This is a genomic window from bacterium (genome assembly GCA_035419245.1).
Lineage (GTDB): Bacteria > Zhuqueibacterota > Zhuqueibacteria > Residuimicrobiales > Residuimicrobiaceae > JAKPUX01.
This window is the reverse complement of sequence record DAOLSP010000010.1, coordinates 1-20,948: the sequence shown is the minus strand read 5'-3', so window position 1 is coordinate 20,948 and position 20,948 is coordinate 1. Positions and strand designations below refer to the sequence as shown.

Genomic DNA, 20,948 nt, shown 5'->3' with positions numbered 1-20,948 from the left:
TAATACGCATGAAATCCCGCAAACTGATGTGGCTGCTGCCGCTGCTGGTTCTCGCCTGCGACGAGAGCCTGCCGCCGCGGCAGGAACCGCAAAATACGCTCGCCATCACCCAGGTCATCTACACTCAGGGCATGTACGCCAGCGGACCCTTCATGGAATTCGTCTTCATCATCACCAATCTTTACGAGGAGACCTTCCAGGGCGAGGTTGCAGTCAACGGCCACGCGACGGTCTGGTGGAAAAACCGCCCGCAGATCCGCACCACACTCGCGATCAACAATCAGCATTTTACGCCGCCGAGCCGTCTCCAAGGCAATACCCTGACCATCGATCCCGGCGGCCGCTGCGCCCTCAAAATCTACTGGTACCTGACGCTCGAGGATGGCCGCAGCCTCCTCGATCTGCTCGACTACTCCGACAGCGTACCGGTCGAGGGACTGATCAAATCCCGGCCCGAAACCTTCGTCATGGAGGCCACGATCAAATTGTTCGACCAGACCGGCTACCTTCGCAGCGAGCCCTTCACCTTCAGCTTCACTGGCTACAAGGCGGCGCCCGCCAGCGGCGGACAGTAATTTTTGGCCTTGATATCCTGAGAAAAAATTGATATACTTTCGGGTACAAAGAGGGGCGGGGCGGTTGCGGCAAAGACCAATCCGGCCGGGAATAACCGGCTCCGGTGCGAAAAGGGGAAAGCATCTCAACATTTCGAGGAGTCTTTGCATGAAAAAGGGAATAGTGTTCCTGGTACTGTTGTCAGGAATTATGCTCAGCGGACTGGCTCAGGAGGCCAGTGCACAGTACACGGCGGAGAGGTTGTACCAATACCTCCTGGCGGTGCATGACCGCAACGATGGCAGCACCACTGATTTCCTCATCTCTGAACTGACCGCCTTCGGGCAGACCTTTCCGGACGACCCACGTGCTGCGGATGCAGCCGGGCTGCTCGCCCAGGTCTATCTCGAAAAAGGCAAGAAGAATGAAGCCCTAGCCACCGCCTACAAGACTCTCTACCTCTACCCGCGCTGCGCCCGGGAGACCGATTGCCGCGATATGATCCAGGCGATCCTCACACGGGAGCCGGCCTATGCGCCGAAAAAAGGCGTTCTCGAGGCCGCCGTCTACGGCACCGCCATCGATGCGACGATGACCGAACGCTGGCGCGCCTATCTCAAACTCCTGCGCGACCTGGACCAACCCCGTCTCTACGACTGGTCCCTGGCGGAGGCAACCCGTTACATCAGCCGTTTCCCCGGTGATTCGCTCCTCTATACCGTTCTGGAGTGGACCGGCGACCTCTACACCCGGCTCAACCAAGAGTGGCCGGCCATCTACAGCTACCGCAAACTCTCTGAACTCTTTCCCGACGATCCCCAGCTTCCCTACGCCCTCTATCAGGAAGCACAGCTGTTGACAGGAAGGGTGGGAAAACATGAGGATGCCGTGGCGCGATGCACCCGCATCTTGGCCCACTATCCGGAGAGCGAGCTGGCGCCAACGGCCGCCTATACCATCGGCCAGATCAAGGAGCAGAAGCTCAAGGATTACAGCGGCGCCATCGAAGCCTACCGCAAGCTGGTCACCGGCTGGCCCAAGGATGAGCGGGCCGTCGAGGTCCTCTTCACCATCGCCAACATCCAAGACAAACGGCTAAAGAAGTACGACCTCGCCTTGGCCACCTACGACGAGATCCTTAATAACTTTCCGACCGATCCCCGCGGCGCTCGCGCGCTGGAACTGGCCGGAGATGTTTATGCCGACGACCTCAAGGAGTATCTCAAGGCGGCCGAAAGCTATGCCCGGATTTCCAAGCTCTATTCCGCGGATGAAAAGGCACCGCAAATGCTGATCCAGGCCGGCAATCTCTGTGAGGAAAAACTCAAGGATCCCCGCAAGGCCATCGAGTACTATCAGATGGTCGTTGACCTCTATCCGAACAGCAAAAAAGCAAACGACGCCAATAAACTGATCACCAAAGCGACCAACAAGGCGGCCGAAAAGCTCTAGCCGCTGCCCCTTTTCACTGCATCCTGCCAACGGGTATAATTTCCGGAGGAGGGCCACCATGGCCCTCTTTTTTTTATCCGCCCCGCAGATTTTGTTTGCATATTTATTCATTTTTATGTATATTTATTCATGAATAGAAAGAATGACCGTCATACCGCGATCCGGGAACTCATCGAATCCCGCCCCATCGCCAGCCAACAGGAACTCCTCGAGGCCTTGCAGGCGCAGGGTTTTGCGGCAACCCAGGCGACTCTCTCGCGCGACCTTCTCGCCTTGCGGGTGATGCGGATCCCCGACCCGGTTCGGGGCTATCTCTATGCCATGCCCGGGGAGGCTGCGCAAATGGCCGTGCCCGGTGCCCCGGCCGATACCTCGCCACTGCACGGCTGCCGCTCGCTCGCCTTCTCCGGCAATCTCGCGGTGCTCAAGAGCCTGCCCTCCTTCGCACCCAGCATCGGCCTGCTCATCGACAGCCTGATGATGCAGGAGATTGTCGGCACCGTCGCCGGCGACGACACCCTGCTTATCGTCCTGCCAGAAGGGCTCTCCCATGAGCGATTCAGGCAAGCCCTGTTGGAGCGCCTCCCTGAGCTGCGCATCCGTCTTTGATTCCCTCTCTGTCTGGATTCCCTGTTTCTTCGCGACGGTCCCCCGCGGGCCGTTCCAATCGTGCACCTGAACCTGGAAGGATTTGCCATGAAAGAAAAAGTCATTCTCGCCTACAGCGGCGGCCTCGACACCTCGGTTATCCTCAAATGGCTCGATCTCAAAGGCTATGAGGTCATCGCCTACGTCGCGGATGTCGGCCAGCAGGAAAATTTTGACGCGGTGCGGGACAAGGCCCTCAAAACCGGGGCCAGCAAGGTCTACATCGAAGACCTCAAGGAAGAATTTGTCCAGGATTATATCTTCGCCGCGGCCCGCGGCAACGCCCTCTACGAAGGCCGCTATTTCCTCGGGACCGCCATCGCCCGCCCCCTGATCGCCAAGCGGCAGATCGAGATTGCCGCCAAAGAGGGCGCCCATTTCGTCGCCCACGGGGCGACGGGAAAGGGCAATGACCAGGTGCGCTTCGAACTGGCCTATTATGCCCTTCAGCCTGAGATCCAGGTCATCTCCCCGTGGAAGGATCCCGAGTTCCTCGGCCAGTTCAAGGGCCGCAGTGACATGATCGCCTTCGCCGAAAAATGGAAAATCCCGGTCAAGGCCTCGATTGCCAAATCATACAGTGAGGATGACAATCTCATGCACATCTCCCACGAAGCGGGCATCCTCGAGGATCCACAGTTCCGGCCTTACGAGGAGATCTTTTCCAAGACCGTCTCGCCGCAGCAGGCCCCGGATGCCGAGACCCTGCTAGAACTCGAGTTCGCCGACGGCTATCCGGTCAAGGTGATCAACAAAAGCGACGGCACGGTGGTGACCGGCGCCCTCCCGCTCTTCACCTATCTGAATCAGGTCGGCGCGGCCAACGGCGTCGGCCGAGTCGACATGGTTGAAAACCGCTTCGTCGGCATCAAGTCGCGCGGCGTTTACGAAACCCCGGGCGCTACCATCCTCTGGGCCGCTCACCGCGATCTCGAGGGGATCGCCATGGACAAGGAAGTGATGCGCATCCGCGACATGCTCTCCCCCCTCTTTTCGGAACTGATCTACAACGGCTTCTGGTTCTCGCCGGAGATGGATTTCCTGCTCAGTGCTTTTGAGAAGAGTCAGGAAAAGATCAACGGCACAGTGCAGCTCGCGATTTACAAGGGCAATGTGACCCCCATCGGCCGGCAGTCCCCGATCTCGCTTTACAATCAGGAGCTGTCAAGCATGGATGTTGAGGGTGGATACAATGCCATGGACGCTGGCGGATTTATCCGCATCCATGCCATCCGTCTCAAGGCCCATAACATCGTCCTGAGAAACAGCAAGCCCTATACCTGGCGGCACCGGGAGTAGAACCTTCCGGAAGACCTCAAAGGGCGCTTATCCGGCCTCCGCCGGCACAGCGTCACAAGGAGCGGTATGAAACTCTGGCAACACACCCATACGGGGGCCGAATCGCAGCAGGCGATCGTCATGGCAGTGGAAAAATTCACCGCCGGTAAGGATCCCGTGCTCGATCTCACCCTGCTGCCCTATGACTGCCTCGCCTCCAAGGCCCATGCGCGCATGCTGGCCAAAGTGGGGCTGCTCAGCCAGGCGGAGGCCGCGGATCTGACCGCCGGCCTCGACGCAATCCTCAGCCAGCATGCACGCGGCGAATTCCTCATCCGCCCGGAGGACGAGGATGGTCATACCGCCATCGAAAACTATTTGGTGCAGCACTACGGCGAGGCCGGTAAAAAGATCCACACCGGCCGCAGCCGCAACGATCAGGTGCTCACCGCCCTGCGTCTCTACAGCCGCGATCAGGCCGAGGCAGGCATCGCCACCCTGCGCAAGCTCCTTGAGACCTTCGAGGTGCTCATCGCTGCCCGCAGCGCGACGCCCTTACCGGGCTACACCCACACGCGCAAGGCCATGCCCTCAAGCGTCGGGATGTGGGCCGGAGCCTGCCGCGACGCCTTCAAGGATGATCTGCAGCTGCTCGAAGCCGCCGTCCGCCTCCTCGACCAGAATCCCCTCGGCACCGGAGCGGGCTATGGTGTCCCCCTGCCCCTGGACCGGCAAATGACGACTGCAGAACTGGGCTTCGCGCGGACCATGGAGAATCCGGTTTATGCCCAGAACAGCCGCGGCAAATTCGAGGGCATTCTGCTGCATGCCCTGGCGATGGTTATGGCCGATATCAACCGCCTGGCTGCGGATTTGATCCTCTTCACCATGCCGGGATTCGGCTATTTCACCCTGCCGGCTGCATTCATGACCGGATCCTCGATCATGCCGCAAAAACAGAATCCGGATGTGCTCGAACTGCTGCGCGCCAAATACCATGAGGTGGCCGCCTGCGAATACCAGGTACGTGCGACGACGCTCAACCTCATCTCCGGCTACCACCGCGACCTGCAGCTCACCAAGGAGGCTTTGATGCGCGGCCTCGAAGCCGCCCTCGAGGCCCTGCAGATGACCTTGCTGGTGATCCAGAACCTCGGCGTCGACGAAGCCCGGTGCCGCGCCGCCATGACCGCCGAACTCTACGCAGCCGAAAAGGCCTATGAACTGGTCCGTCAGGGCGTGCCCTTCCGCGAAGCCTATCGCCTCATCGCCGCAACCTTCCGTAAGGAGGGAGATGATGCCAGCCTATAGGGTCTCCATCGTCGGGGCATCGGGCTACACCGGCTTCGAGCTGGTCAAGATTCTGCTGCGCCATCCACACGTGGAGCTGGCGCATCTGGCGGTACGCGAGCCCGGGGGGCAGCGTTTTTCAGACCTCTTTCCTGCCCTGCGCGGCCTGTGCGACCATCCCCTCTCGGGCTTCGAGACGGAGCGCATCGCTGCCGAGAGCGACGTCCTCTTTTTCGGGCTGCCCCATACCAGCAGCATGGAATGGATCCCGCGCTTTCTCTCCTACGGGAAAAAGCTCATCGACCTCAGTGCCGACTACCGCCTCGATGACCCCGGGCGGTATCGCGCCGCCTACGGCTGCGATCATCTCCAGCCGGAGGCGCTGCCGGCCTTCGTCTATGGGCTACCGGAGGTCAATCGGGCCCGGATCGCAGCGAGTACGACGGTGGCCAATCCCGGCTGCTTCCCGACCAGCGTCGCGCTGGCACTGCTGCCGGCGCTGCGCCGCGGGCTGATCGAGACCGGGACGATCATTGTCGACAGCAAGACGGGGGTCTCGGGCGGCGGCAAGAGCCCGAAGCCGGCCTTTCATTTTCCGGAATGCAATGAAAATCTCTTTGCCTACAAGGTGGCCCGTCATCAGCATGAACCCGAGATGGAACAGGAACTCACCAAGATAGCCGGGATGCCTGTGGACCTCCTTTTCGTCCCGCATCTGGTGCCGATGACCCGCGGCATCTTCAGCACCATCTATGCCCGGCTGCTCGTGCCGCGCACCATCGCGGAGGTGCATGCGCTCTACGAAGAGGCCTTCCAGGACGAGCCCTTCGTGCGGGTGCTGCCCGCCGGCGAGATACCACAAACCCGGCAGGTGACGGGATCCAATTTCTGCGACATCGGCCTGGCGGTGCAGGACCGCACCCTGATCCTGATGAGTGCTATCGATAACCTCATCAAGGGAGCCTCCGGTCAGGCGGTGCAGAATATGAACCTCATGCTGGGCCTGGATGAAACCATGAGCTTGAAATAAGGGCCATCCCATGAACTTTCTCGACCATCCCAAGATCACCGATGCCAAAGGATTTACCGCTGCCGCTGTGCGCGCCGGTTTCAAACGCAAACGCCGCGACCTCTGTCTGATCAAGAGCCAGGTTCCGACACGATGCGCTGCCAAATTCACAACCAACCGGGTCAAGGCCGCACCGGTCCTTGCCGGCATCGCCGCCCTGGGCAAATCGGGCCATATGCTCCAGGCTCTGGTGGTCAATTCGGGCAACGCCAACGCCGGAACCGGCGAACAGGGCCTGCGCGACGTCCAGGACACCATCACCTGCGCGGCCGAACATTTAGGTGTCCCCGTGGAACTGATCCTCGCCGCCAGCACCGGGGTCATCGGCCATTATCTTGATATGGCCAAGATGCGCAAGGCGATCGGACGCGCGGCTGCCCATCTCTCGGTCGCGGGTGGCGCAGCCTGCGCCGAGGCGATCCTGACCACCGACACGGTGGAAAAAGCCTTTTCCATCCGGCTCGAGATCGGCGGCAAAGCGGTGACCTTGAGCGGTATCACCAAGGGTTCGGGGATGATCATGCCCGACATGGCCACCACCCTCGCTTTTGTCACCTGCGATGCGGCGATCGACCACGCGCTCCTTGACCGGCTCTTCACGGCGGCGGTCGATAAAAGCTACAACATGATCACCGTCGACGGCCATACCAGCACCAACGACACCGCGCTGATCATGGCAAACGGTCTGGCCGGCAATCCGGAAATCCGGCCGGAGACGCCCGAGGCGGAGTATTTCGCCGCGGCCCTCGACGCACTGATGCTGGCCATGGCCAAAGCGATCGTCCGCGACGGCGAGGGGGCGACCAAGTTCGTCACCATCACCGTCGGCCAGGCCGAGAGCGCCGCAGCGGCGAAACGGATGGCTTTCGGCATGGCCAATTCACCCCTGGTCAAAACCGCCCTTTTCGGGCAGGATCCCAACTGGGGCCGGCTGCTTTCGGCCGCCGGGATGGTGGGGGTTGATTTCGATCCCGCCAGGGCCGATCTCAAGATCAACGGCACCTACATCTTCTCACAAGGCAATCCGGTGATGCTCTCGCGCCGCGAGATGAAGGGGCTGATGGCCCCTAAAGACCTCGACATCGAACTGGATGTTTTCACCGGCGGCCAGTCAGCGGTGGTCTATACCAGCGACCTTTCCTACGATTACGTCAAGATCAATGCCGAATATCACACCTGAAGGACAGGGGTTACCATGGAAAAATACATCGAAAAGGCCCGGGTCTTGATGGAGGCGCTGCCCTACATGCAGGCCTTCCGCGGCAAGATGATGGTCATCAAATTCGGCGGCAGCATCATGGAGAGCGATACCGCGATGCGCGAGGTGCTCCAGGATGTTGTCTTCATGAAGTTCATCGGCATCAAACCCGTGCTCGTCCACGGCGGCGGTCCGGCGATCAGCGCCGGCATGAAGCGGCGCGGCCTCCCGCCGCGCTTTGTCAATGGTCTGCGGGTCACCGACAAGGAGACGATGGATCTGGTCGAGGATATCCTTGCGCACAAGATCAATGCCCAGATCGTCTCGCTGCTCAATGACCTGCAGGGCGATGCAGTCGGTCTCTCCGGCCGCGACCGGCAAATGATCAAGGTGGACAAGCTCATGCCCGAAGTCAACGGCGTCAAAACCGATATCGGCTTTGTCGGCCAGGTGCGGTTCATCAACGCCGAGTACCTGAAGGAGTTGCTGGAGGCGGGCCGGATTCCGGTCATTGCCCCAATTGGCGTCGGCGACGACGGCCAGAGCTACAACATCAACGGCGATCTGGCGGCCGGAGAGATCGCCTCAAGCCTGGGCGCCTGGAAGCTGGTCTACATGACCGATACCCCAGGCATCCTGCGCGAGCAGGGCGACGAGCAGACCCTGATCAGCACCATCAGCCGCGACCAGGCCGAGGAACTGATCACCAAAGGGGTCATCAGCGGCGGGATGATCCCCAAGGTGCAATCCTGCCTGGCCGCCCTGCAATTCGGGGTCAACAAGGGCCATATTATCGACGGCAGGTGCCGCCACTCCCTCCTGCTCGAGATCTTCACTCCCAAAGGCATTGGCACGGAGATTCTGAAAAATGGATAAGTCCACTTTCGATCAGTACGTCCTACAAACCTACAAACGGGTGCCCCTGACGCTGGTCAAGGGCGAGGGAATGCGCGTCTGGGATGACGCTGGCAACGAATACCTCGACTTTTTTCCCGGATGGGGCGCCGGCAACCTGGGCCACTGCCATCCGTCGGTGGTTGCAGCGGTGCGCGCCCAGGCGGAAAAGATCATGCACATCCCCAACGTCTATTATAACGAACTCCAGGGCAAGCTGGCGCAGCTGCTGGTCGCCAGCAGTTTCGACGGTCAGGTTTTCTTCTGCAACAGCGGCGCCGAAGCCAACGAGGGGGCGATCAAGCTGGCGCGCAAGCGCGATGCCACCAAAAAAACGATCATCACCCTGAAGGATTCCTTTCACGGCCGCACCCTGGCCACCCTCGCCGCCACCGGCCAGCCAGAGTACCAGCAGGGCTTTGATCCCCTTCCCGCCGGTTTTGTCTACAGCGAGCCCAACGATGTGCCGATGCTCGAGCGCCTGATGGACACCGAGGTCGCTGCGGTGCTGCTTGAGCCGGTCCTGGGCGAAGGCGGCGTCCTGCCGCTCACGCCCGCGTATTTGCGCGCCGCGCGGACGCTCTGCGACCGCTTCGGCGCCCTGCTGATCCTCGACGAGGTGCAGACGGGAATCGGCCGCACCGGCCGGATGTTCGCGTGGCAGCATTACGGGGTGGTGCCCGATGTGCTCACCCTCGCCAAATCCCTGGGCGGCGGCATGGCCATTGGCGCCTTTGTGGTGGGGCGCGCGCACTGCGGCATCCTCGGCCCGGGCAGCCACGGCTCGACTTTCGGCGGCAATCCCATGGCCTGCGCCGCCGGCGTCGCGGTGTTGCAGACCATCGCCGCGGAGGGGCTACTTGACCGGGCAGCGAAGACCGGTGCCCTGCTTCAGGCCGGCTTGCTGCGGCTGGCACAGCGCCATGCGCTGATCGCCGAGGTGCGCGGCTTGGGAATGATGTGGGGAGTCGTGCTGAAGGGCGAGGGTGCGGAGGTGGTGATGCGCTGCCGCGAAAAGGGAGTGCTGATCAACTGCACCCACGGGAATGTGCTGCGCCTGATGCCGGCGATTACCGCCACGGAGGGCGAAATCGCCCAGGCGATCACGGTGCTGGACGAAGTCTTAGGGGAATTACCGCAAGCCTGAGACCCGTAGGGTGCCCTCCCAGAATCGGTAGAGCAAATCGCGGCGGCGGATGGCGCCGGTGGTCTGGCCTGCCGTAAGAAAATCGAAACAGAGCTGCGCGAGTTCCGGTGTCCGCAGATACCCGTAGACCTTGTGCGGATTTCGGCTGCCATTGATCTCGTAATCGTTATAGACTGAACTATCGGTGGCGCTGATGCCGCGGCTGTTGGGGGCAAAATCATCCTTCAGCCGGCAGTCCAGAGCGACCTTGTCGGTGGGATCGGCGAGATTATACCAGGCACCAACATTCTCCGGCACGCTGAGCCGGGCGCCGCGCGGCAGATTCTGCTCCTGGCGGATTTTTTGCATCACGAGCGGCACGCCAAGGGGCGAGCCGATGGTGATCAGGGTGTGAACGGCGATCTCCGGGACAGCGAGGGTGAGAACATCATAGGCGATGATCGAGCCCATGGAGTGGGCGATCAGCAGGATCTCCTTGCCTCGATGAGCCTGCAGCTTGTTGGTCAGCCGGGCGCGGACGACGTCCCGGTAGGCTACCTCCGCCCCCGGGACGATCTCCAAGCTGTTGGCATAATAAGCCTCGAGTTCCTGGAAAAAACTGCGCAGCACCAGATCGCTGAAATGTTTCCAGACCACGCCGTTCTCGTCCAGTTCCATCCGTTTGAGTGGCTTCTCGAGGAGATCGATGATCTTGCGGCTCACCGGGTCGGTGCGTGCAAAAGACCGGCCGGGAGAAGGGCGGTAGGGCTCTTTCAGGAAAAGCGGGTCCCGGGTGTCGGTAACCGCTGGACTCTCAGGCGTCCGGTGCAGGATATCGGCCCAGTAGACGGTCTCGAAAGGAATACCGCGCCGGGGGTGGCCGATCGCCCGGAACCCCTCATAGAGGCTTTTTCGCCACCAGGCGTGCAGCAGCCCGGGTGCGGGTTTGTTGCCCAAGCCATGGATACCGAGGATGATGCGCTTCATCCTATTCCTTCCGTCTTTTTTCGAGTATCAACCGCAACCCCCTTGCTATCAACACGATGCCGAGCCAGGCAAAGAGGAGGATGGCCGGATAGACCAGCAGCGCCGGCAGCCAGAAAGCGAGAGCGGCCAGGGCGACGAAGAGCGCACCGATCAAAAGCATCAGGCGCGCTTCGACCGGTCCGAGGAGACGGCGTCCGGTGATTGCGGCGCCAACCGCGTGGCCGATGCGCACCGCCCCGGCGGCAGCGCGGCCGGCGCTGCCGCTGCCCTTGCCGACGGCGTGCGCGGTATGAGCCGGCTCACCCGGAGCCAGCACTTTCTGCTTGCGCGATAACACAATCTCGGTAGCGTGATCCAGATCCTCGAGGTACATCCGTTCCATCGCGGCGGCAAAGTTCTGGTCCTCCACCACCACATCGAGTTCGCAATTGCCGATCCAGCTCGAGATGTTAAGATTAGTCGAACCGACACGCGCCCAGATCCCGTCGGCGAGCGCGGTCTTGGCATGCAGCATGGTGCCGTTCCACTCAAAAACTCGCACCCCCGCCTCCAGCAGGGTGCGGTATCCTGCCCGTGAAAGGGCGCGGACGACCGGAATATCGGTGGCATTCGGCACCAGCAGACAAACCTCCACTCCGTCACGGGCGGCAGCGCGCAGGGCCTGGACATACATGGTGTTGCCGGCATAATAGGCGTCGGTCAGCCACAACCGTTTGCGTGCGAGGGCTGCGACCAGTTGGTCAAGGCGGAAGAGCCCGGCGGTGGCGGGCACATTGGCGACGACGCGCAGGCTGGCCGTTCCCGCCGGGGGTTGTCCGATGATCGAGGGGCGTTCTGCAGCCGGCAGTGGCTCTCCCATCATCGCCCAGACCTGCGCGAAGGCCTTTTCAATCTCCGCGACCGCCGGTCCGCGCACCTCCACCCCGGTATCGCGCCAGGGTTCGATCCTTTTTGCGGGCACGCCCTCCCAGGCCCGGCCGATGCAGAGGCCGGAGACAAAGCCGACCTCGCCGTCCACCGCGAGCATCTTGCGATGATCGCGTGAAATCCAGCCGAGTGGGCGATCCAGGCGCGGGGGATTGTAACAGCGCACATCGACACCGCTCGCGCGCAACCGGCTCCAGAATTTGCGCGAACTCTTGCCTACCCCACCCAACCAATCGTAGATCAGGCGGACACGCACGCCGTCCCGCGCTCGGGCCATCAGGGCCTCGGCGAAGCGGCGGCCGGTTTCGTCGTCGTAAAGGATATAACTTTCCAGATGAATATGCCGCTGCGCGGCGGCAATCGCCGTGAGCCAGGCGGGATAATTTTCGGCGGCATCCCTGAGCAGCCGGACCTGGTTGTCCGGAATCAGGGGCGCCCCCGCGGCGCGCGAAAACGCGTGCCCGGCCAGCACCCGCAGATCGGCCAGGTCAGCCTGTGCGTGATCCTTTTGATGCATGGTGATGCTCATGATTCCACAAGCAGCGATTCCTTTGCACTCCCTTCCCGTTCCAGACCCTTAAGCGAAAATAGCTAATCGTGCGAATAAAATCAAGGGCAAAGTGGTACCGCGCCCCCGCACTTTCAGGCAACCCGGCCGGCGAAAATGGCTGCACACCGGCCTTCCGTGAAGAATAAATGCGGGAAGAGGCTTGTATTTCAACCGGATTATCAGTATACTGAAAGTACGACAGCATGTGCGAACGAGGAGAAAGAATGAAACTGCTGATGCTCACCAATCCCCGGGCCGGCCGCAGCCGCGGGCTGGACGTGGCGCAGAAATCCCTGGAGCGCTTCCAGCAGCAAGGCATCACCGTGGAGAATGTCTTTTCCGAATACCCCGGCCATCTGGTCGAAGTGGCAGCCCGCGAGGTCAACGGCCCCTGGGACGGGATCGTCGCGCTCGGGGGCGACGGAACCCTCTTCGAGGTCATTAACGGCATGATGCAGGGCAATCCGGAACTGCCACTGCCGCTCGGGGTGCTACCCGCCGGAACCGGAAACTCCTTCTCACGCGATCTCGCGATCCGCACACACGCCGACGCTATGCAAAAGATCCTCGCCGGCCAAACCCGCCCGGTGGACCTCGGCTTGTGTACCTGCGGCGACCGCCGCTTCGTCTTCATCAACATCCTCGGCTTCGGCTTCGTCGCTGACGTGGCGCAAAAGGCCTGGAGCTACCGGCGCTGGGGAGCCCTGAATTACGTCATTGGCGTCTTCATCATCACCAAAAACCTCCGATCCTATCCCCTCGAGATGGAAATCGACGGCCGGCTCTATCAGCGTGACAATATCTTCGTCGAGATCAGCAACAGCCGCAAGACCGGCGGCGACATGATCATGGCCCCGGATGCCCTGATTGACGACGGGCTGCTCGATGTCGTCCTCCTCAACAAGGTTTCCCGGCTGCGCCTGCTCTCCGCCCTGCCGAAAATTTTCAAGGGAACGCACCTTCAGATGAAAGAGGTGGAGCATTTCACCGCCAAAAGCATGAGCTTCAAGACCATCCCGGCCAAGGCGCTCACCCCCGATGGCGAGATCGCCGGCAGCACCCCGATGACCATTGCGGTGCTGCCCGGCAAAATCCGCGTCTTCGGATGACCGGCCCCCGTCTTGCACCCGGCCAGCCGGTTTCCAGCGGTCAAACGAAAAATTACTTGATTTTATGAGTAGATCGTGCTAAATTTAAGCGCTTATTTTTAAATCGACTATGAACCTTTCATCGAGGGGGCTCAACCTGCTGTAGCGGGGGCAAAACGGACCTCCTCTCTCGAACCATCAAGACAGGAGCATTGAAGATGAACAAGAGTGCGGTTCTGCTGGTTGCAGCGTTTGTGCTGACCAGCGCCACCGGCGGCTTCGCGGCCGGAATTGGTGTCCAGTACAATGCCAACGCCGGTGATATCTTCACCAACGGTATAGCCCTGAACATGAAGCTCGACGAAAAGCCGGTCGTTTTCGCCTTGAGCTATTACCTTGGCGATGAGAAGACCCTTGGTCTGACCGCTGATTACTGGCTCTTCAACAACCGGATCAGCGCCATGGGCAACTCGGATGCCAACTGGTTCTTGGGTGTAGGCGCTTTCCTGAGCACCCGTTTCACCGGCGACGACAAGAGCGTCAAGGGTGGTGTCCGCATCCCCCTGGGCGTTAACATGCTCATCGATAAAAAGATTGAACCCTTCTTCCAGGTTGCGCCTTCGATCGGGTTGGCCTTCTCGCCCAGCATCAAGGCTACTCACGTCTATTTTCCCATCTCGGTGGGATTCCGCATCTGGTTCTGAAAGGTCATTAATCCGGCAGCCGTCCCTCTCCCGGGACGGTTTTTTTTTACCTGTTAATCAGGGGGGCTGCCTATGGATACCGTTTCGATTCTGCCGCCGGGGGCGATCGGCAAGAACTTCGTCGCCGATCCCTATCTGCCAGCCGGCCAGGATGAATACCATTACCGCAATCTCCAGACCCTCTGGCCCTTGAAGCGCTGGCGCCATTTGCGCGCCGCGGAAGTGGAACAGCTGGTCAAGAACAACAACACCTCAAGCAGTTGGGATGACATCCTAGTCACCGACCAGTTCGAGCCGTCGCTGGTGGTCAACAACCAGTTCTTTGGCCTGGTGCGCATCGGCCGGCTCCAGAATGAGGTGCTCGAGCACAACGACCTGCGCCTCCCTACCGGCATCACCGGCAGCATCATCATCGCCTGCGATATCGGTGACGATGTCGCCATCCACAACGTCGGCTACCTCTCTCATTTCATCATCGGCGATCGCTGCATCCTCTCCAAAGTGGACGAGATGAACACCAGCGACCATGCCAAATTCGGCAACGGCATTGTCAAGGAAGGCGAAAAGGAGGAGGTGCGGATCTGGCTCGACCTGATGAATGAGGCCGGCTGCCGCCGCGTCGCCCCCTTCGACGGCATGATCGCCGCCGATGCCTGGCTCTGGGCCAAGTACCGAGACGACCGGAACCTGCAGTACCAGCTGAAAGAGATCACCCAGCGAAGCATGGATCCCCATCGCGGTTATTACGGAGTGATCGGCAGCCAGTGCGTCATCAAAAATTCGCTCATCCTCAAGGACGTCCAAATCGGCCCCCACTGCTATATCAAGGGCGCCAACAAACTCAAGAATCTGACCATCCACTCCTCCGCCGAGGAACCCACCCAGATCGGTGAAGGTGTCGAGCTGGTCAACGGCATCATCGGCTGCGGTTGTCACATCTTTTACGGCTGCAAAGCGGTGCGCTTTGTCCTCGGCGATAACTCCAATCTCAAATACGGTGCGCGGCTGATCAACTCGTTCCTCGGCGACAATTCCACCATCTCCTGCTGCGAGGTGCTCAACAACCTGATCTTCCCGGCGCACGAACAGCACCATAACAACTCCTTCCTCGTCGCCGGCGTGGTCATGGGGCAGAGTAATATCGCCGCCGGAGCGACCATCGGCTCCAATCATAACAGCCGCGCCAACGATAACGAACTCCAGGCCGGCCGCGGTTTCTGGCCGGGACTCTGCACCAGCATCAAACATTCGTGCCGCTTCGCCTCCTTCACCCTGCTCTCCAAGGCGGATTATCCCGCGGAGTTGGATATCCCTCTACCCTTCGCCCTGCTCAACAACAATACCGCCCAGGACCGGCTCGAGGTGATGCCCGCCTATTGGTGGATGTACAACATGTACGCTCTGGCGCGCAATGCGAACAAATACAGGAGCCGCGACAAGCGCCGCAACAAGATCCAGCACATCGAATATGACGCCCTGGCGCCTGACACCATCGAAGAGATCTTTACCGCCCGGCGGCTGCTCGAGATCTGGACGGCTAAAGCCCATCTGCGCGCCGCCGGTGGACCGGAAGACCGCCCGGAGGCGGAGCTGGTTGCGCTGGGACGCGAACTCCTTGCGGGCGCAGAGGAGCGCACCGCCTCCCTCGAGATCCTCGGTGAGGCGATGGAGCATTCGAACCGCAAGGTCATAATCCTCAAGGCGCGCAAGGCCTGGTTCGCCTACCGGGAGATGATCCTCTATTACGGCGTCAAGAACCTCCTCGCCTTTTGCGAATCCAATCCCGGGATCGGATTCACCGCGATGCAGCAATCCCTCGCCGGCCCCCGCATCACGCACTGGGTCAACTTTGGCGGTCAGCTGATGCCCGAGACAGATGCCGATCAGCTGCGCGCCGATATCGGCGCCGGCCAGCTCACGAGCTGGCCGGAGATCCATGGCCGTTACGACATCCTGTGGGATCGCTATCCCCTCGATAAACAGAGACATGCCTGGGCGGCACTCTGCGACCTGAACGGCACGAAGGCCCTGGATCGTGAAACATGGCTGCTGATGCTCGAGGAGGCCGTCCGCATTCAGGAACAGATCTGCGATCAGGTCTATCTCTCCCGGCAAAAGGATTTTGAAAATCCCTACCACCGTGCCACCTTTCGCAATGATGCGGAGATGGCCGCAACCGTCGGCACCATGGAGGATAACAGCTTGGTGCACCTGGTGCGCGAAGAGACTGAGGAGTTCAGGAATCGCGTTATGGTGATTCGGGAACGTATGGGAAACCCGACGGAGGCCGATCCCGGAAAGGTTTGAACGATGAATCTGGATGAACCACGCTACTCGCGCTACGCTCTCGTCCGTGAGATGATGGAAACCCTTGCGGTGGTGCGCAATTTCGATCCCGAATGCACCCGTGCCATAGCCGCACCGATCCAGGCGGCCGGTAGGTTGCTGCTGACCGGTGAGGGTTCGAGCCGGATTTTCCCGGCCAAGAATGCGATCCGCAAAGCCCTGACCCGCGGCCTTGATCTGACCATCGTCACCGAGGGGTCACGGCAGGCGGCCCAGTACGATCTGAGCCGCTTTGCGGTTTTTTGCGCCTCCAATTCCGGGCGGACCCGCGAGGCGGTGATGCTCGCTAGCAAACTGGCGGGATCCGGCACCCGGCGTTTTGCCCTGTGCGCCCGGAGCGGCTCTCCTCTAGAGAAGGTCTGCGATCACACTCTCCTGCTCCGCTGCGGTGCAGAGGCCGCTGTGGCCGCGACTAAGAGCGTCGTGGAACAGGCGCTCGTTTATGAATCGCTGCTTTGGCATCTGGGCACGCCCCCGCGGGAGGGCTGGCAGGAGGCGCTCGCGCTCCACCTGCACACCGCCCTCACCCTGCGCATCCCGCCCGCCCTCGTCCTAGCAGTTGCCAAGGCGCCGCTGCTCTATTTTGCGGGCTACAACGATGGTGTCGCCGAAGAGCTCACCCTCAAAACCAACGAGATCATCCGTAAAAAATCGGATTTTCTCGAAGGGACCTACGCCGCCCATGGTATCGAGGAGGTCATGAATCCGGAGGATGTGGTGATAGTAGTCGATCCAATCGAGGAGGAGATCGGAAAATTCAGGGAGGTGCTGGTGCAGGGCGTCGGGCTGACTGTGATCGCCATCGCCTCGCGTATAACCCCTTTCCCGACGATTCTCGTACCGGATGCCGGGGAGATGAATCCCTATCTCTATCTCGGCGCCGGTTGGAATTTGCTAGTGGAGACCGGCCTCACCCTGGGGATCGATCTTGACAAGCCGGTACGGGCGCGCAAGGTAGGAAACGAATTCAGCGGGTAACTGTTGTCCCCCGGCGCTCCTGCAGCTCGAGAGCTAGCGGCAGAGCGGATCATTCTGCGTAAGACTTGACTGTGAAACGCAACCATTCCAGGAGGAAGGCAGCCCATTCATGAATGATGATCGTCAAACCGCCGCTCTGGGCACGCAGAACGTCTGGCATTTGCTGGTGCAGTATGCCATCCCCTCTGTGATCGCGATGACGGCGGCCTCGTTGTACAACATCACCGACAGCATCTTTATCGGACACGGCGTCGGGGCGCTGGCCATCTCGGGGTTGGCCATCACCTTCCCACTGATGAATCTCTCCGCGGCATTTGGATCGCTGGTTGGAGTTGGCGCCTCCGCGTTGATGTCGCTGCGGCTGGGGCAGAAGGATTATGCCAGCGCCAACGCCATCCTCGGCAACGTCTTCGTCCTCAACCTGATCCTGGGCGGGACCTACACCCTCTTCGTCCTTCTCTTTCTCGATCCGATCCTGCGCTTTTTCGGCGCCAGCAGCGAGACTCTCCCCTATGCGCGGGAGTATATGCAGATCATCTCCGCCGGCAACGTGGTCACCCACATGTACATGGGACTCAACGCCCTGCTGCGCGCGACCGGCCAGCCCAAAAAAGCGATGCGGACCATCCTTTTCTCGGTTATCATCAATGCGATCCTGGCCTGGATCTTCATCTTTCATTTCCACTGGGGCATTCGCGGCGCCGGCTTCGCCACCGTCACCGCGCAGGCAATGATGCTGGTGTGGCAGATCCAGATTTTCAGCGACCATAGCAATTCCATCCACCTCCGCTGGGGTACCTTCCGTCTGAAATACCGGATCGTCAAGGATTCTCTGGCGATCGGGCTCTCCCCCTTTCTGATGAACGCGGCCGGTTCGGTGATTGTCATTGTGATCAACCGCGGACTCATCAGCCATGGTGGCGATCTCCATGTCGGGGCCTACGGTATCGTCAACCGGGTGGCTTTTCTCTTCGCCATGGTGGTTCTCGGCATCAACCAGGGGATGCAGCCCATCGCAGGCTATAATTTTGGCGCCGGACAATTCAGCCGGGTGAACCAGGTGCTGCGCCATGCGATCCTGTTGGCCACCGCGGTGATGACGACCGGATTTCTCATTGGCGAGCTTTTCCCGCACGCTGTCGCGGCTGCCTTTACCACCGATGAAGCCCTCGTCAACCTGGTGGTCCCCGGGATGCGCATCCTGTTCATTTTCTTCCCAATCGCCGGGTTTCAGATGGTCACCGCCAACTTTTTCCAGAGCATCGGCATGGCCGGAAAGGCCATCATGATGTCGCTGACTCGGCAGGTGCTCTATCTCCTGCCATGTCTGCTCATCCTGCCGCACTTTTTCGGTGTCAAGGGGGTGTGGTACAGCATGCCCACTGCGGATCTGCTCTCGAGCATCCTCGCCGCATGGCTGCTGGTCAAGCAATACAGGAAATTCAATACGGCTTCACAACCTGGCCAGTGAAAGGACGTTGCATGAACGGGAATTATGTCATCACCCTAGGCCGGCAGCTTGGCAGCGGCGGCCGCCTGATCGGCGAACAGGTTGCGAGCCGGCTCGGGATCGCCTTTTATGACCGCGAGCTGATCGAGCTCGCAGCGAAGGAGAGCGGCCTGGGCAAAAGATTTTTTGAAAAGGCGGAAGAGCAAAGGGGCCGCAGCCTATTTACCGGCGTGATGGACCTCTATGGTAGCTTTCGCGCCGAAGGCTATACGGGGAATTACCTGAGTAACGAGACCCTCTTCAACATCCAGAGCGGTGTGATCCGCGATCTGGCCGCCAGGGAGTCAGCGGTCTTCATCGGCCGCTGCGCCGATTATGTCCTCAAGGACCATCCGCGAGCCCTCAATATTTACATCTGCGCCGGGATGGAAGAACGCATCGAACGCATCGCCGGAATTCAGCAGGTCTCAAAGAAAAAGGCGCGGGAGATCATCATCAAAACCGACAAGCAGCGGGCAGCCTATTATAACTATTTCACCGAGAAAACCTGGGGCGCGGCGGAGTCCTACCATCTCTGCATCAACTCCTCCATCCTTGGCATCGAGGAGACAGCAGCCTTCATCTGCCAGTTTGCCCGGATCAAGTTCGGTGCATAAGCTTGTGCAGTCTATCGTTAATGAAAAAGCCCTCTGTCACTCGGTGATCGAGGGCTTTTTCATAGACCGGAAATGCCCAGAATTTTGTGCAAATCTGTGCGACCTAAAACCCGATCCTGTTCATTTACACAAAAACTTGTCACAGCAAGACTACCAGAATGTGATCGCAGATTAATCAGAATTTTGCTCCCCGCTATTCTGATTATTATGTCTGAATTTGGGCCATGGCGCAAGCAAATCAAGACCACGGCTGCCGGTTTTAATGGCATACAAACGTCCAGAAATATCATTTATGAAAAGTGTGCCGATCCTGCTCAGCGCCGGTGAGCTCCAGATAACTCCAGTCTCCACATTGACTATCGATCGCACCGCTCCAGTCATGGAATCGAGGGCATATACTCGGCCAAATTCCTGCCCAAAATAAATAGTCCCATCTGCACCAATGGCTGGAGAGGAATAAATATCAAAATGCGTGGAGGGGACATCCTTTGGAAGATTCTCAGGTGTGAAGGTCCACTTGACCGTTCCATCAGAATTGAGGGCGAGAAAGATCGAGGCAGGAATTCCTGAATTGGTTCCAAGATAGATCGTGCCTCTTTCATCGATCGCTGGTGAAGAACGCAATGTACAATTATATCCAATCGAAGTGGTTGAGAAGGACCACAAAAGTTCCCCCGATGCAGAGACTTTATAGATTATGCCAGGGTTGGTGGCGACCACCAAAGCGCCATCCGCAGCGATTGCCGGCGAGGCGAAGACGTGGTCATTCACACCGAGTTCACAGGACCAAATTGTATGCCCATCGGATGGATCAAGTGCAGTAAGTGGAATATTATGGTAGACAAAAAATACTGTCCCCTCCCTGCCGATCACTGGTGCGTTGCGGAGATCTTCCGCAGCAGGATAATAACGCACCCATTTGAGTGTGCCGTCCGGATTGATGGCGAAGAGTCCGCCGGCCGCGACATAGATCTTGCCATCCCGGGCCACCGCAGGGGCGGATTGACCGACATCGACGGCAGCCCGGAAAGAGGGATTGATGTTAAAGCTCCACAACATCCGACCGTCTGGGGAGAAGTGATAAAGGATATCCCGCTGCGCGTCCATCCCGCTGGGGGATCGCTCGGATGCTACCACTGAGATGTCCCCGTTGGGGCCAACGGCAGGCGTCGAGCGGACTTCTTTTGATCCAAGCTGATATTTCCAGCTTGTTTTTCCATTGGAAGTGCTAAGGGCATAAAGGGTGTTGTCTTTAGCCGGGGTTGCGAGAATCCCGGATGATGTCCCGTAATAAACCGTATTCTCGTCCTCGCTTAGCGCCGGTGAGCCGTAGTAAGCCTCGGAAGCAGCCTTAAAAGTCCAGAGTACATTCTCGTTGACCTCTTCATCGGGAGTGTTGACCTTTTGGCAGCCGGGCACACCTGCAAGCAGTGTAATCAATAGAAAAGTAGAAATCTCCGTCCTCAGGAATCTCTTCTCTAATATTGAATACAGCATAGTCGCTCTCCTGAAAAGAGGTAAGATAGAAGGAGAATTCAATGGTCGTGATGCCATCCATCCAGGTCCACAGGAGCTCGTTCTTCTCCTTCCAGCAGGCTGGAGGAGTGGATCGGCGCAGAACAGCCTGCAGCGCGATCGTTCGCGAGCAAACGACGGGATCCAGCAAACCCCACGGTGCTTAAAATCTGTATTTCATATAACAATTTGTTTTTATTTGCTTGCCATCCTTCCCTGATAGTTTGCAGATTAGCG

At 59.6% G+C, this 20,948-nt stretch carries 19 protein-coding genes; 15 read left to right on the top strand and 4 right to left on the bottom strand.

Annotated elements, in window-relative coordinates; translation table 11 throughout:
• Positions 1–8: 8 nt before the first annotated feature.
• The 9 genes from PLH32_12110 (at position 9) to PLH32_12070 (ending at position 9,531) form a co-directional block, all read left to right on the top strand.
• The gene (locus PLH32_12110; protein ID HQJ65349.1) at positions 9–575 is read left to right on the top strand and encodes a hypothetical protein; all 567 of its coding nucleotides are present in this window, start codon (positions 9–11) and stop codon (positions 573–575) included.
• Positions 576–723: 148 nt separating this feature from the next.
• The gene (locus PLH32_12105; GenBank protein HQJ65348.1) at positions 724–2,007 is read left to right on the top strand and encodes a tetratricopeptide repeat protein; all 1,284 of its coding nucleotides are present in this window, start codon (positions 724–726) and stop codon (positions 2,005–2,007) included.
• Between the two features lie 129 nt (positions 2,008–2,136).
• Complete coding sequence (locus PLH32_12100) at positions 2,137–2,616, top strand: ArgR family transcriptional regulator (protein ID HQJ65347.1); 480 nt, start codon at positions 2,137–2,139, stop codon at positions 2,614–2,616.
• 87 nt (positions 2,617–2,703) lie between these two features.
• Positions 2,704–3,954, top strand: a complete 1,251-nt coding sequence (locus PLH32_12095; GenBank protein ID HQJ65346.1) for an argininosuccinate synthase — start codon at positions 2,704–2,706, stop codon at positions 3,952–3,954.
• 66 nt (positions 3,955–4,020) lie between these two features.
• Positions 4,021–5,244 (top strand): argininosuccinate lyase, encoded by a 1,224-nt coding sequence (gene argH, locus PLH32_12090; protein ID HQJ65345.1) that lies wholly within the window; start codon positions 4,021–4,023, stop codon positions 5,242–5,244.
• Positions 5,231–6,253, top strand: a complete 1,023-nt coding sequence (gene argC, locus PLH32_12085) for an N-acetyl-gamma-glutamyl-phosphate reductase (protein ID HQJ65344.1) — start codon at positions 5,231–5,233, stop codon at positions 6,251–6,253. The genes argH and argC overlap by 14 nt, the downstream gene beginning before the upstream one ends.
• Positions 6,254–6,263: 10 nt before the next feature.
• Positions 6,264–7,472, top strand: coding sequence for a bifunctional glutamate N-acetyltransferase/amino-acid acetyltransferase ArgJ (argJ, locus tag PLH32_12080; protein ID HQJ65343.1), 1,209 nt, complete (start codon positions 6,264–6,266; stop codon positions 7,470–7,472).
• Positions 7,473–7,487: 15 nt separating this feature from the next.
• Positions 7,488–8,366: an acetylglutamate kinase gene (gene argB, locus PLH32_12075; GenBank protein ID HQJ65342.1), complete on the top strand. Its 879-nt coding sequence runs from the start codon at positions 7,488–7,490 to the stop codon at positions 8,364–8,366.
• A complete protein-coding gene (locus PLH32_12070) occupies positions 8,359–9,531 on the top strand; it encodes an aspartate aminotransferase family protein (protein HQJ65341.1) in 1,173 nt (390 codons plus the stop codon). Before argB ends, PLH32_12070 begins: the two co-directional genes overlap by 8 nt.
• On the opposite strand, the gene PLH32_12065 is transcribed toward PLH32_12070, so the two are convergent.
• Entirely contained in the window at positions 9,517–10,497 is a 981-nt protein-coding gene (locus tag PLH32_12065) for a hypothetical protein (GenBank protein ID HQJ65340.1), read from the bottom strand. The two genes, PLH32_12070 and PLH32_12065, sit on opposite strands and share 15 nt — an antisense overlap.
• A gap of 1 nt (position 10,498) precedes the next feature.
• Complete coding sequence (locus PLH32_12060; protein ID HQJ65339.1) at positions 10,499–11,941, bottom strand: phospholipase D-like domain-containing protein; 1,443 nt, start codon at positions 11,939–11,941, stop codon at positions 10,499–10,501.
• A 257-nt stretch (positions 11,942–12,198) separates the two neighbouring features.
• Here PLH32_12060 and PLH32_12055 point away from each other — a divergent pair, with 257 nt between their 5' ends.
• The 6 genes from PLH32_12055 (at position 12,199) to PLH32_12030 (ending at position 19,196) form a co-directional block, all read left to right on the top strand.
• Complete coding sequence (locus PLH32_12055) at positions 12,199–13,083, top strand: diacylglycerol kinase family lipid kinase (GenBank protein HQJ65338.1); 885 nt, start codon at positions 12,199–12,201, stop codon at positions 13,081–13,083.
• Between the two features lie 197 nt (positions 13,084–13,280).
• Positions 13,281–13,766, top strand: coding sequence for a DUF3996 domain-containing protein (locus PLH32_12050; GenBank protein HQJ65337.1), 486 nt, complete (start codon positions 13,281–13,283; stop codon positions 13,764–13,766).
• Between the two features lie 72 nt (positions 13,767–13,838).
• Positions 13,839–16,073 carry a DUF4954 family protein gene (locus PLH32_12045; protein HQJ65336.1) on the top strand — a complete coding sequence of 745 codons (2,235 nt, stop codon included), beginning with the start codon at positions 13,839–13,841 and terminating at the stop codon, positions 16,071–16,073.
• A gap of 3 nt (positions 16,074–16,076) precedes the next feature.
• Positions 16,077–17,090, top strand: a complete 1,014-nt coding sequence (locus PLH32_12040; protein HQJ65335.1) for an SIS domain-containing protein — start codon at positions 16,077–16,079, stop codon at positions 17,088–17,090.
• A 109-nt stretch (positions 17,091–17,199) separates the two neighbouring features.
• Entirely contained in the window at positions 17,200–18,561 is a 1,362-nt protein-coding gene (locus tag PLH32_12035; GenBank protein ID HQJ65334.1) for an MATE family efflux transporter, read from the top strand.
• A gap of 11 nt (positions 18,562–18,572) precedes the next feature.
• Positions 18,573–19,196 carry a cytidylate kinase-like family protein gene (locus PLH32_12030; protein HQJ65333.1) on the top strand — a complete coding sequence of 208 codons (624 nt, stop codon included), beginning with the start codon at positions 18,573–18,575 and terminating at the stop codon, positions 19,194–19,196.
• A gap of 171 nt (positions 19,197–19,367) precedes the next feature.
• On the opposite strand, the gene PLH32_12025 is transcribed toward PLH32_12030, so the two are convergent.
• Both PLH32_12025 and PLH32_12020 read right to left on the bottom strand, forming a co-directional pair.
• Entirely contained in the window at positions 19,368–20,693 is a 1,326-nt protein-coding gene (locus PLH32_12025) for a PQQ-binding-like beta-propeller repeat protein (GenBank protein ID HQJ65332.1), read from the bottom strand.
• A 38-nt stretch (positions 20,694–20,731) separates the two neighbouring features.
• On the bottom strand, positions 20,732–20,948 hold a 217-nt coding region (locus PLH32_12020), incomplete at its 5' end, for a hypothetical protein (protein ID HQJ65331.1).

Bases quoted from the DNA above. Each gene is read 5' to 3' on its own strand.
- PLH32_12110 (HQJ65349.1), top strand. From the start codon at position 9: ATGAAATCCCGCAAACTGATGTGGCTGCTGCCGCTGCTGGTTCTCGCC.
- PLH32_12105 (HQJ65348.1), top strand. From the start codon at position 724: ATGAAAAAGGGAATAGTGTTCCTGGTACTGTTGTCAGGAATTATGCTC.
- PLH32_12100 (HQJ65347.1), top strand. From the start codon at position 2,137: ATGAATAGAAAGAATGACCGTCATACCGCGATCCGGGAACTCATCGAA.
- PLH32_12095 (HQJ65346.1), top strand. From the start codon at position 2,704: ATGAAAGAAAAAGTCATTCTCGCCTACAGCGGCGGCCTCGACACCTCG.
- argH (HQJ65345.1), top strand. From the start codon at position 4,021: ATGAAACTCTGGCAACACACCCATACGGGGGCCGAATCGCAGCAGGCG.
- argC (HQJ65344.1), top strand. From the start codon at position 5,231: ATGCCAGCCTATAGGGTCTCCATCGTCGGGGCATCGGGCTACACCGGC.
- argJ (HQJ65343.1), top strand. From the start codon at position 6,264: ATGAACTTTCTCGACCATCCCAAGATCACCGATGCCAAAGGATTTACC.
- argB (HQJ65342.1), top strand. From the start codon at position 7,488: ATGGAAAAATACATCGAAAAGGCCCGGGTCTTGATGGAGGCGCTGCCC.
- PLH32_12070 (HQJ65341.1), top strand. From the start codon at position 8,359: ATGGATAAGTCCACTTTCGATCAGTACGTCCTACAAACCTACAAACGG.
- PLH32_12065 (HQJ65340.1), bottom strand. From the start codon at position 10,497: ATGAAGCGCATCATCCTCGGTATCCATGGCTTGGGCAACAAACCCGCA.
- PLH32_12060 (HQJ65339.1), bottom strand. From the start codon at position 11,941: ATGCATCAAAAGGATCACGCACAGGCTGACCTGGCCGATCTGCGGGTG.
- PLH32_12055 (HQJ65338.1), top strand. From the start codon at position 12,199: ATGAAACTGCTGATGCTCACCAATCCCCGGGCCGGCCGCAGCCGCGGG.
- PLH32_12050 (HQJ65337.1), top strand. From the start codon at position 13,281: ATGAACAAGAGTGCGGTTCTGCTGGTTGCAGCGTTTGTGCTGACCAGC.
- PLH32_12045 (HQJ65336.1), top strand. From the start codon at position 13,839: ATGGATACCGTTTCGATTCTGCCGCCGGGGGCGATCGGCAAGAACTTC.
- PLH32_12040 (HQJ65335.1), top strand. From the start codon at position 16,077: ATGAATCTGGATGAACCACGCTACTCGCGCTACGCTCTCGTCCGTGAG.
- PLH32_12035 (HQJ65334.1), top strand. From the start codon at position 17,200: ATGAATGATGATCGTCAAACCGCCGCTCTGGGCACGCAGAACGTCTGG.
- PLH32_12030 (HQJ65333.1), top strand. From the start codon at position 18,573: ATGAACGGGAATTATGTCATCACCCTAGGCCGGCAGCTTGGCAGCGGC.
- PLH32_12025 (HQJ65332.1), bottom strand. From the start codon at position 20,693: ATGCTGTATTCAATATTAGAGAAGAGATTCCTGAGGACGGAGATTTCT.